The sequence below is a fragment of the Brockia lithotrophica genome, from assembly GCF_003633725.1.
Lineage (GTDB): Bacteria > Bacillota > Bacilli > Thermicanales > DSM-22653 > Brockia > Brockia lithotrophica.
The window spans coordinates 174,121-189,615 of the sequence record NZ_RBIJ01000004.1 but is presented as its reverse complement, the minus strand read 5'-3'; the positions used below and the strand labels follow the sequence as shown (position 1 = coordinate 189,615).

The 15,495-nt window shown below is 66.6% G+C and carries 7 protein-coding genes; 5 read left to right on the top strand and 2 right to left on the bottom strand.

Annotation, left to right across the window (positions count from 1 at the left end):
- Nucleotides 1–475 (top strand): RNA-guided endonuclease TnpB family protein (locus C7438_RS07235; protein ID WP_147402020.1); only part of this gene is annotated, 475 nt, incomplete at its 5' end.
- Between the two features lie 65 nt (nucleotides 476–540).
- Here the strand turns inward: C7438_RS07235 and C7438_RS07230 are convergent.
- Nucleotides 541–756, bottom strand: a complete 216-nt coding sequence (locus C7438_RS07230) for a response regulator (RefSeq protein WP_121444690.1) — start codon at nucleotides 754–756, stop codon at nucleotides 541–543.
- 186 nt (nucleotides 757–942) lie between these two features.
- Here C7438_RS07230 and C7438_RS07225 point away from each other — a divergent pair, with 186 nt between their 5' ends.
- The 4 genes from C7438_RS07225 (at nucleotide 943) to C7438_RS07210 (ending at nucleotide 14,468) form a co-directional block, all read left to right on the top strand.
- The gene (locus C7438_RS07225; RefSeq protein ID WP_121444689.1) at nucleotides 943–4,557 is read left to right on the top strand and encodes a PD-(D/E)XK nuclease family protein; all 3,615 of its coding nucleotides are present in this window, start codon (nucleotides 943–945) and stop codon (nucleotides 4,555–4,557) included.
- Entirely contained in the window at nucleotides 4,554–8,858 is a 4,305-nt protein-coding gene (locus C7438_RS07220; protein ID WP_121444688.1) for a UvrD-helicase domain-containing protein, read from the top strand. The genes C7438_RS07225 and C7438_RS07220 overlap by 4 nt, the downstream gene beginning before the upstream one ends.
- 241 nt (nucleotides 8,859–9,099) lie before the next feature.
- Nucleotides 9,100–10,536 (top strand): exonuclease SbcCD subunit D, encoded by a 1,437-nt coding sequence (locus tag C7438_RS09270; RefSeq protein WP_211322128.1) that lies wholly within the window; start codon nucleotides 9,100–9,102, stop codon nucleotides 10,534–10,536.
- Nucleotides 10,537–10,580: 44 nt separating this feature from the next.
- The gene (locus tag C7438_RS07210; RefSeq protein WP_147402019.1) at nucleotides 10,581–14,468 is read left to right on the top strand and encodes an AAA family ATPase; all 3,888 of its coding nucleotides are present in this window, start codon (nucleotides 10,581–10,583) and stop codon (nucleotides 14,466–14,468) included.
- A 91-nt stretch (nucleotides 14,469–14,559) separates the two neighbouring features.
- On the opposite strand, the gene C7438_RS07205 is transcribed toward C7438_RS07210, so the two are convergent.
- Nucleotides 14,560–15,321, bottom strand: coding sequence for a sulfide-dependent adenosine diphosphate thiazole synthase (locus C7438_RS07205; protein WP_289626240.1), 762 nt, complete (start codon nucleotides 15,319–15,321; stop codon nucleotides 14,560–14,562).
- Nucleotides 15,322–15,495 lie beyond the last annotated feature (174 nt).

Below are 15,495 nucleotides of genomic sequence, written 5' to 3'. Positions count from 1 at the left end.
TCTTTCCCGCCGGGGTGTGCGGGACAAAACCGGAAGACTCATCGAACGCACGAAGAACTACGAAAAGGCGCGCCTTGAACTTGCCAGACTCCACCTCCGGATTCAAAACATCCGGTTGGACTTCCTCCACAAGCTCACGACCGAACTCGTCCGGACGCATCCGGTGATCGCGATTGAAGATCTAAACGTCGCCGGCATGCTCAAAAACAACCGCCTTGCCCGCTACATCGCCGACGTCGGCTGGAGCACCTTCCGGACGCTCCTCGAAGCGAAAGCCAAGCTTCGGGGAGTGCGGATGGTGAAGGTGAACCGCTTTGCACCGACGTCGAAGACGTGTTCTGTCTGCGGGTACGTACTTTCTGAGCTTCCGCTTTCTGTCCGGGCGTGGACGTGTCCGGTGTGCGGCACTCGCCACGACCGAGACGAAAACGCGGCGAAGAACCTGCTCAAATTTGCCCTGGCAGTCGGCGTATAGACTGCCCTACCGCGAGTTCCGCGGGAAGTGACGCCTGTGGAGAGGAGCTATGCGGCGGAACACGGTCAGCCGTGGTCTACGAGCACCTCCTCGTCGAAGCAGGAAGCAACCGTGACATTTGTCCATGTGTTGCGGAACGGATCGAACTCCCGCACGACCCGGTCCAAGACAGGAAAGTCCTCCTCGCGCGACGCTTCCACCGTGTACCCGTAGCGCACCAGATTTTCCGCCAAGAGCGTCCGAAGGGATGCGTCGTCTTCGACGATGTAGAGGCGGTACATCGCACACCCCCTTTTTCAGGGTACCGCAGGGAAGAGGTGCAGTAAAGCGAAGATTCGAAACGGATAGCGCAGAAGAACGGAGGCTCGCGCGTCCCACCCCCTTGTCAGACGCGGGAGGACCTGCTAGCTTAGAAGCTAAGAAATACCGAACGCATGTTTTCGGGTTTCCCGAAGGGGAGTCGGCGGATGGGACTTACGTTTCTCTTGGGACCGGCGGGAAGCGGCAAGACGGAGTGGATTCTCCAAGAGCTCCGGCAGCGCGAACGGGAGGATCCGCTCGGCCCCCCTCTCCTCTACATCGTTCCGGAGCACATGACGCACGACGCCGAACGGGCGCTCCTCGCCTCCGGTCTGCGCGGCGTGATCCGCACGCAGGTGGTCGGTCTCGGCCGCCTCTTTTGGTGGTTAGAAGGCGAGGGGAGAGACGAGCCCCTACGCCCCGTAAGCCCGGCGGCGGTGCAGGCGCTCCTCGCCTACTTCGTCACCCGCGACAGCTCCCGAACGGACGAAGGGGTCTTCGCCGGCCTCGGTCCCGACGCCCCGCGCATTCTGCGCGAGGCGATCGACGAGTTTCGCCACAGCCGACTCACGGCGCGGGATCTCGAAGACCTCTACGAGCGCTTGGGCGAAGCGGAAAAGCCGACAGAGGAGAGGGAAAACACGGAAGCGCCGGCCCGAGGAGAAGCGAGCCCTGCGGAACTCCTCCGCCTGCGCGAGAAACTCAGGGCCCTCCTCCGCCTCTGGCAGGAGCGCGACCGCGTATTGGGTGAGAAGTTCGGCGATTATCCCGACCGCCTCGCGCGCCTAGCGGATCGCCTCCGGAATTCCCGCGAACTCCTGAACGAGAGCATGGTGTACGTCGACGGCTTCGAACGGCTCTCTCCGCTCGAACAGGAAGTACTCCTCCTCCTCATAGGCATGAGCCGGGAGGCGTACGTCGCCCTGACGCTCGACCCCGAAGCGTCGACCTTGCGCTCCGATCCGCCCGCCGGCGAAAGGTCCGACGCCCCCGGGGATCCTGGGCTTCTCTGGGCGGACGCCGCCGCCCTTTACGAACGCCTGCGAAAGGGCGCCGAAGCCCGGGGCATCGAGGTAAAGGTCAAAGAATTTCGCGGGCGCCCGCGCTTCCTCCATCCCGACCTCCGCAGGGCGGTCGAATGCGTGGAAGGCTTTTTCGGCGGTACAAAGCAGGCCGACGGAGACGGAGAAACCTGCCTGCGGCGTGAAGCGCATCCCGGCGCGGCGACCGCCGATCCGGGACTACGGGTCTCGGCGTACGCGCGGCCGAGCGAAGAAGTGGAAGCCGCGGCACAGGAAATCCTCCGCCTCGTGGGCACGGGCGCGTACCGCTTCCGCGACATCGCCGTGTACTTTCGCGACGAAGCGTACGGACCGCTCTTGGAGGCGACCTTCGCCCGCCACCGCATCCCCTTTTTCCAGGTCACGCGCGCGGGCGTCGCCGCCCACCCCTTTTTCTTCTTCCTCGGACGCCTCGCGAGGCTTTCCCGCCGCCGTGCGGACCGGGAGACGGCCCTCGCCTGCCTGCGGACGGAACTCCTCCTCCCGCAGGGGATGGAAGTCGCGCGCTTCCGCGAGGCCGTCGACCGCCTGGAACTCCTCGCGCGCGCGTACGAAATCCGCATCCTCGGCGCGGGGGGCGAGCTCTCCCGCCGCCTCAAGCAAGTCCTCGCCCAGGACGAACGGGTGACCGAGGACGTAAACCGCGTCGTGAGAGAAAGCCTCCTTCCGATCCTGCGCCTGCGCCGCGCGTTCCGCGGGCGCCTGCGGGTAGCCGAGGGGATCCGCCTCCTCGACGCCTTCGGCGAAGAACGCCGGTTTCCCGAACGGTTCCGAGCCTGGGAAGAAGAGGCGCGGGAACGCGGCGAGTTTGAGCGGGCGCAAGTCCACCGCCAAATTTGGCGCCTTTGGCGCTCCTACGCCGACGAACTCACCCTCCTCCTCGGAAACGAGGAACTCACGGCGGATGAGTTCTTCCACATCCTCCTCGCCGGTTTCGAAGGCCTCACCGTAGGGCTCGTCCCGCCGACGCTCGACCAGGTGCACCTCGTGCTCGCGGACCGCGGCGAGTTTGCAGACGTGCGCGTGGCCTTCGTCCTCGGAATGGCGGACGGGTCCTTCCCCCGACCGCAGGTTTCGGGTTCCCTCTTTGACGCGCGGGAACGCGAGGCGTTGCGCGCCTGGAACGTCGAACTCGCGGACGACGAGGAGGAAGAGCGGCGGGAGGTGTGGATCGCCTACCGTACGCTCAGCCGCGCCCGCGAACGCCTTTACCTCTCCTACTCGCTCACCGACGGGTTTGAGGCGCGCAACCCTTCTCCCTTCCTCTACGTCCTCGGAGAAACCGCCGACGCACCCGAACCATCCGCCGCGACGAACCCCTGGGAAGTCGGGAGGGCGTCTGACCCGCTCCCGGTGGGGAGCATGCCGACCGGCGCACTCTCTCCCCGCCACGAAATCCTCCTCCGCAGGCGCTCCCTTTCTCCGCCGCAGCTTTCTCCCAACCTGGCCTCTCGCCTCTACCTCGAGCGGGAAGAGGGGGGCGGCTTACGCCTTTCGCTGAGCGCGTCGCGGGCGGAAGCCTTTTACGCCTGCCCCTATCGACACTTCCTCGCGTACGGGCTGCGGCTGGAAGAAAACTCCGGCCCTCTCGATGCCGCGGATTTAGGAACGCTCCTCCACGACTTCTTGCGCCGCCTCCTCCGCGACCTCTCCCGAGAAGCGTCGGAGGGCAACCCCGGTGCCGCAAAGGCAGAGCTCCCGCAGGCGGACGGAGCCGAGTATAAACCGCTCCTTGCGGCCGAGGCCGAGTATGAACGGCTCCTCGCGGAGCTCGTCGACGACTCTCCGGGACGTTACGCGCGATTGCGCCCACTTCTCCGAAGCGAAGTCGGGAGGGCGCTCCTCGTTCCCACCCTACGGCGCATCGCCGAAATCGTGCGGGAAGAAAGGCGGCGCAGCGAATTCGCCGCCATGTACACCGAGCTTCCCATTTCCTACGAGCTCGGCTTTCTCGAAGGCGTTTCTGTTCGCCTCGTGCTCGTGGGGCGGATCGACCGTCTCGACGTCTGGCGGCCAAAGACCGAAGCCCCCCGCGAAGAGTTCGTGCGCGTGATCGACTACAAGACGTCGAAGCGCACCTTCGACCTCCCCGCCTTTGCGTACGGAACCGACATCCAATTGCCCGCATACCTCCTCGCTGCCCTGCACCTTCCCCACGACGACAACCCCGGCAGCCCGCCTTCCCGAATTCGCAGGCCCGCCGGAATGGTCTATGTCCCAATCCACCGCCCTCCCTCGAGGACGGATCTCCCTCCGGAACCCTCCGGAGGTGACGCCGAAGCGGACGACCTCTACCGGAGAGAATTCCTCAAGAACTTCCGCTGGGAAGGCCGCGTGCTCCGCGATCCGGAGATCCTCAAGGCCATGGACCGAGGTCTCGCGGACGGATCCGCGGGGGGGCGCTGGTCGCCCTTCGTTCCCACCGAGATCAAACGGTCCGGAGAAGTCTCCGCGCGCTCCCCTGCGTTTACCGCAGAGGAATTCGACATGCTCGTAGAGCTCGCAAAGCTCCTCCTCGTCGACGCCGCGCGGCGTTCCCTCGCCGGCGACATTTCCCCCCACCCCATCCGTCTCGGGGGGAAAGACGCCTGCGAAACCTGCCCCTTTCGGACGATCTGCCCGTACCGCCACGAGACACGCCTTCGCAACGTGCCCAAGGTAGACGGAGAGGCGATCTTTGCGGCCTTTTCCGAAGCCTCGGGGAAGGGGGAGACAGCGTGAACTGGACGCCGGAACAACTCCTCGCCATCTCCCATCCGGGCGGCCCTCTCCTCGTGTCGGCTTCGGCGGGAAGCGGCAAGACAGCGGTGCTCGTAGCCCGCGTCATGCGCCTCGTCCTCGAAGAGCGGGTCGACATCGACCGCCTCCTCGTCGTCACCTTCACGCGCGCGGCAGCCGAAGAGATGAAGGCGAGGATCCGCCGCGCCCTCCAAGAGCGCCTGCAGGAACACGCGGGCGCGAATACCCGCGAGGCGCAGCGCCTGCGCCGGCAGATCTTCCTCCTCGGGCGGGCACCCATCCAAACGCTCCACGCCTACCTCGCCGACCTCCTCCGGCGCCACGGGCAAAAGATCGGCCTGAGCCCGCGCTTCACCTTGCTCGACGACGCCGAGGCGCAGCTTCTCCAAGAGGAGGTCCTCCGCAGCTACCTGCGCGAAGCCGTAGACCGCTTCTTCCGCGAGGATGCCGCAGCCGCACGGGCATTTCTCGCGCGCTACGGTCACCCCGTGCACCAACTCGGCAAACTCGAAGAAGTGGTTTTGAGCCTCGTGCGCTTCGCCCGCGTAACCCCCGACCCGGAGAAGTGGTTCGAAGAGGTCCTCCTCCCCTACCGCGCCGCCCGTTCGCCCGAAGCTCTTTCTCCAGAAGCTGAAGAGGCGCTCAGGCGCTGGCAGGAGGGAGCCCTCCTCGAAACGCGGGCGAAGATCGCCAACGCGGTGCGCCTGCTCGAGGAAGCCATCGCCTTGGCCCGAGAACCGGGCGGCCCGCAGGTGTACCTCGAAAGGCTCTTGGAAGAGCGGGACGCCATCGCCACCCTCGCCGAAAAAACCCAATGGGACCCCTTTGCCCAGGAGCTCAAGGAGCTCTCCTTTGAACGCCTGCCGCCGATTCGCAAGGGGAAAGGCGACGAAATCGACCCAGGGCTCAAAGAGGCCGTGACAAACCGCAGGGATAAGGTCAAAAAGGCCGTCAAGAAACTCCAAACGAGCTACTTCGCCCGACCGTTGGAGGAAGTGCGCGAAGCCGTGGCCCGCATCACCCCAGACGTCGAGCGTTTTGTGGAATGGTCCCGGGGCTTCCTCGAGGCGTACGAAAGGCGCAAGCGCGCGCTCGGCGTTCTGGACTTCGAAGACCTGGAGCAGCTGTCCTTGAAGCTCCTCAGGCAAGACGACGGCCTTCTGGCAAAGGAACTTCGGGCTACCTTCGAAGGAGTGCTCGTAGACGAGGCACAAGACCTAAACCCCGTGCAAATGGCCCTCCTCCGGGAGATCGCCCCGCCGGAAAAGCTCTTTTTCGTTGGCGACGTAAAGCAGAGCATCTACGGCTTCCGCCTCGCCGAACCGCGCCTCTTTCTCGAACTCTACGAGCGCTATACCCCCTTGAGTCTGCCGGGAGAAAAAAGCCCCTACTCCGCCCACCCCCAAGGTCCCGAAGGAAGGGCGACCTTGGAAGGGGAGAGGACTTCCGCGGGATCGGAAACCCCTCCCGAAGGATTCCGCGTCGACCTCCCGCACAACTTCCGGAGCATCCCCGAACTTTTGGACGGCGTAAACCGCCTCATAGGCGCCCTCATGGAACGGGAAATCGGGGGCATCGACTACCACGAAGGGCACCGCCTATTGCCCGCACCCCACGCCACACCCCAAAACCGACCTGGAATCGCCGTGTATTTCGCCGACCTGCGGGACTTGGCGGCGGACGCCTCCACCGCAGAGAGGGAGTCTCCCGCCCGCGACCCCGTGCTCCGCGAGTTTTACGCCCTACTCGAACGGCACGGCAAACGCCCCTCGGATGCCCCCACCCCCGGGAGTAAAGGCACGGGAGGTGCCGTGTCCGACGAAGAAGGAGATGCCCCCGAAGCAGACGATGCGGAGAACGACGCCGGGGCCGCCGCCCTCGTGGAGTTCCTTCGGGCCGAGGGAGAAGCCCGGGTGATCGCCCGCGCCCTCGCCGAAGACGGCGTCGCACCGGAAGACACGGCGATCCTCCTCCGGAGCCGCACGTGGCTTCCCGTCTACGTGCGCGAGCTGGAACGTCTGGGCGTTCCCGTGCGCGCGGTGACGCGCGGGAGCCTCTTCGACGATCCAGACGTCCAGACCTTTCTCAACGTCCTGCGCGTCGTGGACAACCCCGCGCGGAGCGTCCCGCTCGTGGGCGTACTCTCGTCTCCGGTCGTGGGCCTTACGGCCGAGGAGCTGGCCGCGGTGCGCATCGCCCACCCCGAGATTCCCTACTGGGAGGCCGTCTTCCGCACCGCCGAAGGGGACCCGGGCATCGCGAAAGACCACCCGGAAGTGCACGAAGTCCTCGCCCAGGCGTACCCCCGTCTGCGGGACTTCGTCCGCGCCCTCGCGCACTGGCGCGACCTCGCCCGCGACCTCTCCACGGCAGAGCTCGCCGAACGCCTCCTGCGCGAACTCGGGTTCGACCTCTGGGGGGCCGCCCTCCCCACGGGGCGTACCTTGGAAGCGCGCCTTCGCCGCCTCGTCGATTGGTTTCGCCGGAGCGAACGGCGGGGAAAGCGCCCCCTCGGCGAACTCCTCGAGGAGCTCGACACGCTCGCGGAACGGGACCTCTTCGAAGACGGGGAAGCGGCGGCCGAAGACGAAGGACAAGCCGTCCGCATCCTCACGATCCACCAGAGCAAGGGGCTCGAGTTTCCCGTGGTCGTCCTCGCGGGGCTCGCGCAGCCGTTTTACGTGAGGGACGCCGAAGAGGACGTCATCCTCCACCGGGACATCGGCGTCGCCTTACGCGAAATCGACGCGGAACGGCACATGAGCTACCCGACGCTTCCGTGGCTCTTCGCAAGCGCGCGGCAAAAGCGCGACCGCCTTGCCGAAGAGCTTCGCCTCCTCTACGTCGCGCTCACGCGCGCGCGGGAAAAGGTCGTCCTTCCCTTCGTGGAAAACGACCTCGGCAAGAGGCTCGACCGCGTGCGCAAGAGCTTTCCCCCCTCCTCAAGTGTTCGGAACTTCGTTCGAAACGCGGCAGACGCCGGAACGGATTCGGCCGAAGAACGCGTCGTCCTCCCCGTGACGCAAAAGCTCGATGCCCACTCTTTTGCCGAACTCCTTTTCCCCGTCCTCTACCTCGAGGCGCACACCCGCGGCCTCGCCGAAGAGTTCGAACGCCTTCTTTCGGGCGAAAGCCCAACCCGCGAGCTCTTCGTGCCCCCGTTCCTCCTGCGCGCGGTGGCATCGCCGCGTAAGGAGGAACGAGGTCCCCTCCCAGAGGCCGTACCCGGTGGCCCCGACGGTGCGGACGAAACCGCGGCCCACGCGCTCCTCGCGCGCGTCCTCCCCTTGGAGGCGAGCGCCCTCGATGTGTACCCTTGGGTCCCCCACACGGCGCTTCCCGCCAAGCTCACCGTCACGGAAATCCGCAAACGCTTGGAAGCCTTTGCCCTCGCCGACGACGTCGCCTCCATCGACGCGTTGTGGGCGATGGCGGCATTCGAGGTGCAAAACGGGGCGGAAACGCGCGACGCCGTGGGCGGGCGGAGAGCCCCTTCCCCCTGGGGCAAAGGCGCGTCCTCCGGCGAAATCCGGCGGGCGGACGCCGAAGCCGCAGAAGAAGGCCTCCGGCGCGGTACGGCGGTCCACACCTTCCTCCGCTTCGTCGACGTAACCCGCGCGGCGGACGAAGAGGCGCTCGCCCGGGAGCTCGACCGGCTCGTGGAGGAAGGGCGCCTCACCCCCGAAGACCGACCCCTCATCCCCCTCAAGCGGATTTGGGAATTCTTCCTCCACCCCCTCGGACAACGCCTGCGCAAGGCAGAGAGCGTCCACCGCGAACGGCCGTTCCTCTGGAACCTCCCGGCCGAGGTTGCCGCCGCGCTCCTCGAGGTAGACCTGCCCTCGAAAACGCCGACCCCCGCCCCCTCCGGTACGTCCTCTTCGGCGGCAAACGCGGAGATCGACCGAGAACGTCCGGCCTTTCCAACCCAGGACCTCCAGGCGTTTTGCGCGTGGGTGGACGCCGTCCGCGGGAAATCCCAAACCCCAGACAACGGCGGGCGGACGGCGGGCCTCGACGCGGTGGTCGTGCAAGGGATCTTCGACGTCCTCTTCCGGGAAGACGGAGGGTACGTCCTCCTCGACTACAAGACGGACCGAATCCTCGACCCGCGGATCTACAAGGCCCAGCTCTACGTGTACGCCTGCGCGGTGCGCGACCTCCTCGGCGAACTTCCGCGCGAAGGGTGGCTGTACGCCTTCGGAGAAGAGCTCGCCGGCAAGGGCCGATTCGGTAGCCTCACGGGGGACGGAGGCGTAGACCGCGCCGTACGGATCTTCTGACGACCTCCGCCCGCGTACTTCCGCCCACCTGTCGGTACCCCCGCCCTTCCACCGGTACTCCCGCTCTCCCACCGGTACTCCCGCTCTCTCGGCGAGACCTAATCCCCCGAAAGGGAACCGGAGGCTGAATTCGGACCCCCGATTCTCCTGATCCCCAGGCCGGTATCGTACCCGAGGGAAACGGGACTCGTTTCTGGCGCTCCGCCCCCAAGCCGGTACCTACCCATCGGGAGGAGACGAAATGCGCATCTTGCACACGGCCGACTGGCACCTCGGCAGCACGCTCGAAGGCCGAGACCGCAAAGAGGAGCAGGCGGCGGTTCTCGAGGAAATCGTGGAGATCGCCCGCGAAGAAGACGTAGACCTCGTCCTCGTCGCCGGCGACGTCTACGACAGGTACAACCCCCCGGCGTGGGCCGAAACCCTCCTGTACGAAACGCTCGCCCGCCTCGCCGAAGGCGGTCGCCAGGTCGTCGTCCTCGCCGGCAACCACGACAGCCCCGAGCGCATTGCGGCCGCCCACCCGCTGGCCCACGAACGGGGAATCCACCTCGTCGGCCGCGTACCCGAAAAGCCCCTCCTCTTTGAGGCGCGCCGACCCGTGCGCGGGGCTCCCGAGCGCATCGCGGTGCTCCCCGTGCCGTACGTCTCCGAAGTCCGACTCCGGGAGGTCATCTACGCGGTCGAAGAAGGGAGCAGCCCAAACGACAGACAAAGCCCCGAGCGGGGCGGGGGCGGCCTGGAAGCGGATCCGGACGGTATCTCGGGTGAGGATCCGGACCGCGGGCAAGGCGCGGGCGAAACCAACCCCCTAGGCACGCCGCCCGGCGCGGGAGAAACCAACCCCGTGGGCACGCTGTCCGGCGCGGGCGAAACCGACCCCGTGGGCGCGCCGCCCGGCGCGGGCGAAACCGTACCTGGAGACATACCGTACGACGGGACCTCCGCCCGCCGCTCCGCCTACGCCGCCAAGATGCGCCAGATCTTCGGTCGCCTGCTCGCCTCCGTACCCGCCGAAGTACCTGCGGTGCTCGCGGCACACCTCTTCGTATTGGGAGGGAGTACGAGCGACTCCGAACGCCCCATCGAAGTCGGAGGCGCCTACGCCCTCGCACCGGAGGACTTCCCGCCCGTCGCCTACGTCGCCCTCGGCCACCTCCACCGACCTCAGGAGCTGCCCGCACCCGCCACGGGGGCGTACAGCGGTTCTCCGCTCGCCCTCTCCTTTTCCGAGGCGGGACAGAGCAAGCGCGTCGTCCTCGTCACCTGGGAGGGAAGTCCCCCCCAGGCGCGCCTCACGTGGCTTCCCCTGCGGCGCGGAAAACCGCTCGTCCGCCACACGTTTCTGGGCGGCGCCGAAGAGCTCCTCCGCTACGCCCGCTCCGACGCGGACCGAGGGGCGTGGGTAGAAGTCGTCGTCCACACCCCCGTCCCCCTGGACTCGGAGGTCGTCCGCGAAGTCCGCCGCCGCCACCCGGGAATCCTCATCATCCGCCCCATCCTGCCGGAAACCGCGCGCGAGAGCATCTCCGTCACCGCCGACCGGCCGCCGGAAGAATTCTTCCGCCGGTTTTACCGCGAACGCACCGGAGGCAAAGACCCCGAGGAAGACCTCGTCCGCCTCTTCCTCGAACTCCTCGCCGAAGGCGACGAGGGCCTTCCCGCGGCGAGCCTCTAGTCGCCGGAAAAACACGCGCACTTCGCCACCGAGGGAGGAAACCCGTGCGTCCCCACCGCCTCCGCCTCGACGGAATCCACAGCTACGCCGACCCCGCGGAGGTCGACTTTTCTCGTCTGAAAAGCGGCGTCTTCGGCATCTTCGGCCCTACGGGGAGTGGGAAGTCGACGCTTCTCGACGCGATCACCCTCGCCTTGTACGGGAGCGTGGACCGCTCCTCGCGCTCCCGCGGCGTGATCCACGTCGCACGGGACGAAGCGTATGTAGCCTTCACCTTTTCCCTCGAAGAAGGCGGGAACGAGGTCCTCTACCACGTCGAACGGGAGTTCCGCCGCAGTACCGGCGGTGACCCCTTCTCCGTGGCGACGCGGGCGGCGCGCCTCCTCCGCCGCGCTCCGGGAGAACCCCGCTGGGTCCCCCTGGCCGACCGCGTGCGCGAAGTAGACGCCGCGGTCCGCGAGCTCCTCGGCCTCCACGAAGACGACTTCCTCCGCTCCGTGATCCTCCCCCAGGGCCGGTTTGCCGAATTCCTCACGCTCGCCCCGGCGGAACGTAAAGGGATGCTAGAACGCCTATTCGCACTCGAAAGGTACGGAAAGGATTTGTACGAAAAGGTGAAGCGGCGCCTAGAAACCGTCGAAGGTGAACTCAAAGTGCTCGAGGCAGAGTTCCGGAGCCTCGGAGACACCTCCGAGGAGGCGCTCTCGGCCCTCCGGGGGGAAATTCGCGCCACAGAAGACGAGCTCACCCGGGTGCGGGAGAAGCTCACCGCGCTGGACGGCGAACTCCTCCTCCTCGGACGCGTACAGGAAGCCTTGGAAGGCTGGGCCGCCCACGCCGAAGAACTCCTCCGCCGCGAAGGAGAAGTTCCCGCCGCCCGCGAACGCGAACGCCGCTTGCGGCAGGAGGAATTCCTCCTCACTCTCGTTCCCCACGCGGAGCGCCTCGAGGACCGGAGGAACGCCCTCGCCGAGCTCGGGCAGGCGCTCGAGCGCGCGCAGGCCGAAGCGGAAAACGCTTCTGCACAGAAGGAAGAACTCCAACGCGCCGTAGACGCGCACCGCGCGGACGGGGAACGCGACCGCCGCCGCCTTGTCGAACTCGGCCTTCGCCTTCGGCAGCTTCGCGAAGCGCGGGAGCGCCTCGAGGAAATTTTTGTGCGCGGGAAAGATGCCCGAGAAAACCTCGAACGCACCAAGGACCAGCTTCGCCACATCGAAGAAAGGCGCCAAAAGCTCGAGGAAGAACGGGAGCGAAGCGCACAGGCGGAGCGGGAAGCGGAGGCGGAAAAGGCCCGCCTCGAACCCTTCCTCGCGCGCGAAGGGGAACTCCGAGCCGCGGAGAGGGAACGGTGGAAGATCGAGGAGATGCGGAAACGACTGCGCGAGCGGGCGCAGGACCTCCGAAACCTCGGCGCCCGTCTCGGAGCGCTCGCCTTCCGTACACCGGACGGACTCCCGGATCTCCGGGCACGCCTGAGCCGGTGGGAAAACGCGTACCGCGAAGCGCACGCCGACGAACGCCGTCTCACCGAACGGCGCGAACGCCTTGCGGAAGCCGCCCTCTTCCTTCGCCAAAGGCTCGAACGCCGCGAACGCGAAATCGAAGCCGAGCACGAGCGACTCTGGGCCGCACACTTCGCCCGCAAGCTCGTCCCGGGAGCCCCCTGCCCCGTCTGCGGCTCCACGCACCACCCTTCCCCCGCTAAGCCGCCCGCGGGATTTGCCCTATGGGATGCCGCAGCGGTCGGCTACGGCCGTGCAGACTCGGAGAAGCTCCCGCCCGAAGACGCCGTCCTCGAGGCCGAAAGGCGCATCCGCGAGCTCCTCTTCGCCGCCAGAGAACTCGAGCAGCGCCTGCGCCACCTCGAATTCTCCCAAGGCCTCGAGATCCTTAAAGCCCGATCCGAAACGGTATCCGAGATCCTCGCGGAAGCCCGCGACCTCCTTCCCCCGCACCTCCGCCCCTCCCCTGCAGACGAAACGGACGAAGGCGAAGGAGGCTCGGAACTCTCCTGCGCTTCGGAGGACGCGGGCACAAACCCGCCCAGCACCGCGACCCGGGGCGATTTCGCTTCCGGCGGCTTCCCCCTCACCGCTGACCGTTCGACGTCCGACGAAGGCGAACTCGACGCACTCGCTTGGGAAGTGAGCGCGCTGGAAGACGACTGGCGCGACGCCTTCGCGCGCCGCCTCGAGCTCGAAAAAGGCCTCGATTCGCTCGTCCAGAGCGCCCAATCCCTGCGCGAACGCATGCGGGAGACAAAGGAAGAGTGGGAAAGGCGCGCCGAACTCCTTGCCGCCGCGGCCAAAGAACTCCGATCGGCGCGGAGCACGTGGACCGAACGCCACCGGAACATCCCCTACTCCGAGGTAGACCGTCTCCTCCGCGAACTCGAAGCGCACCGCAAGGCCGCCGACGCCGCGGAAACGCGGCGCAAGGCCGCCGCTGAGAAAAGGCGCGCCCTCGAAGACGAGGCGAAGCACCTTCAGGAAGAGTGGGCGTCCCTCAATGCCGAAAGCGCCCGCCTCGAACAAGAACTCGAGAGCCTGCGCAAGGAGTACGCTCGCGACGCGAAAAGGATCCACGAGGAGTGGGCAAAACTCGCCGGCGAGCTCTCCTCCTTTCCCCCTCTCCGCGCCTCCCTCGAGGCGTCTTTCGAAGCCGTATCCCTCCCCGCGAGAGCAAAGCCGCTCCCCGCACAGGCGGCACCCCCTCCCGAAGCGGAAGGCCGCAAGCGTCCGGCATTTCCTCCTTCGGAGGTATTGCAAAGGCTCGAAGGCGAAGTCGCGCGCTTCGTCGACGAACTCGAGAAGCGCGGGAAAACGCTCGAAGACGCCCTCCGGAAAGCCGAAGAAGCCCACCGCGAGGCGGTGGTTCGGTACGAACGGACTTTGGCCTCCCTTCGGGCGGCGGAAACGGCAAAGGCCGAGGCAGAAGAAGAGTGGCGAAGCGCCCTGGAGCAAGGCACACCGGAAGGGCTCACCCCACCCTCCCCGCGGGACCTTCTCGCCGCCTACCGCTCCGGCCACCTCGACCCGGATCGCATCCGCGCCGAGCGCGAGGCGCTGGAAGAATTCGAACGCCTGCGGAACGAGGCGCGCATTCGCTTCCACGCCGCGTCCCGCCTCCTCGAAGAACGACTTCGGGAAGCTCCCCACTTTCCGGGATCCGAGGAGCTCGCCCTCCTCGTCGAAGGCTTTGAGGTTGAACTGCCCGACGTCGTGACCGGGGCCAAGCGCATTCTTAGAACCCTCGAGGAACACCTGGCGGCGAGAGAGCGCGAACGCGCAGAACGCGAGCGCGAGAAGGAAGAACTACAGCTCCGGCTCGGAAGCCTGCAAAACCGCCTCGACGAACTGGAAAAGAACCGACGGCGCGCCGCGGAACTCTTGGAAGAACAAAAAAAGCGCTCCCGCACGCGGGAGCTCCTCAAAACACTGGAACACCTCGTTCAAGGGCGGGCGCTCGTGGAGTTCCTCGGACGCGAGCACCTCGAACACCTCGTCGTCGACGCCGGCGCCCACCTCCGCTTTCTCTCGCGCGGGCGCTATGACCTCGCGGTGGACGAGAGCGGCACCTTCCTCGTCCGAGACTACACCCACGGCGGCCTCGAACGGCCGGCGAGCACCCTTTCCGGCGGCGAGCGCTTCCTCGCTTCGCTCTCCCTAGCCCTCGCCCTCTCGCGGACGGTCCAACTCCGCGGCCGGCACCCTCTGCGCTTCTTCTTCCTCGACGAAGGGTTCGGCGGCCTCGACCCCGAAGCGCTGAACACGGCACTTACGGCCCTCGAACGCCTGGAAACGCACGAGATGCTCGTCGGCGTGATCAGCCACGTCCCGGAAGTGCGCGAACGGATCTCCCGGAGGATCCTCGTCGATCCCCCAGAGGCCGGGGGGCGCGGAAGCCATTTGCGGTTCGAAGGGTTTTGACGAACGCAAAAGCCCCGAGACCTCGCGCCGACCTCCCTCAGGTCCTCCCGTACGGACTCTCGGTTTTGACGAACGCGGGAACCCCGATGGCTCAGGAACCGAGCGCTTCGGCGATGAGTTCGGCGGCACGCACGCCCGAAAGAAGCATACCGCCGAAGATCGGCCCCATGCGGTGGCCGCCGTACACGTTGGTGGCCGCCATACCGCTCGCAAACAGCCCAGGGTAAACCTCGCCCGTGAGGGCTACGGTCTCCTCCTCGCCGCGGTCTGCCCACATGGAGCGCTCGCCCGAGACGGTGAGGGATACCCCGTTTTTGGCGGCGAGTTTGCGGACGACCTCCGCTTCGTGGCCCGTGGCGTCGAGGACCGCACGGGAGTGGATCGCCAACGGGTCGACGTGAAGTCCGGCGGCGTGCACCGCCCCCCAGTTCAATACGAGACCCGCGACGCGTCCGTCGCGCACGACGACGTCCTCCATGGCGACGCCGTTGAAGACATACGCCCCGGCCTGAAGCGCGCCGTAGACGAGGGCCGCCACCGTTTCGACCGAATGGGCCACGTATACGCCCGGGGCATACTCGCGAGTGCGGACTCCGAACTCCTCGAGGACGGGCCGCGCCGACTCTTGAACCACGATTCGGTTCATGAGCATCCCGCCGCCCCAAAGTCCGCCGCCGACGGAGAGCCGCTTTTCGAAGACCGCTACGCGATAGCCGCGCTTCGCGAGTTCCCGCGCGGCAACGAGCCCCGACGGACCCGAACCGACGACGGCGACGTCGAGGTCGACGATCGTCCGAAATTCTTCGAGGTACGTCTCTACGATCGCCCGCGTGATCACCCGTTCGTCGAACACGACGACAACCCCCCTCCCAAGCCACCCTTTTCCCAGCAAGTGGGTGTACCCAAAAGGATACACGAAAGGCGACAGCCTACAAAGCGCAGAAGGTCGGTCATCCCAGCCTTTTTCCTCTGCGGAGAGGGGGAGGGTACGGGTTGAAAGGGAGAGAGTAAAAGCCGATCATCCATA

Coding starts and splice junctions, on each gene's coding strand:
- C7438_RS07230 (WP_121444690.1), bottom strand. CDS start 756: ATGTACCGCCTCTACATCGTCGAAGACGACGCATCCCTTCGGACGCTC.
- C7438_RS07225 (WP_121444689.1), top strand. CDS start 943: ATGGGACTTACGTTTCTCTTGGGACCGGCGGGAAGCGGCAAGACGGAG.
- C7438_RS09270 (WP_211322128.1), top strand. CDS start 9,100: ATGCGCATCTTGCACACGGCCGACTGGCACCTCGGCAGCACGCTCGAA.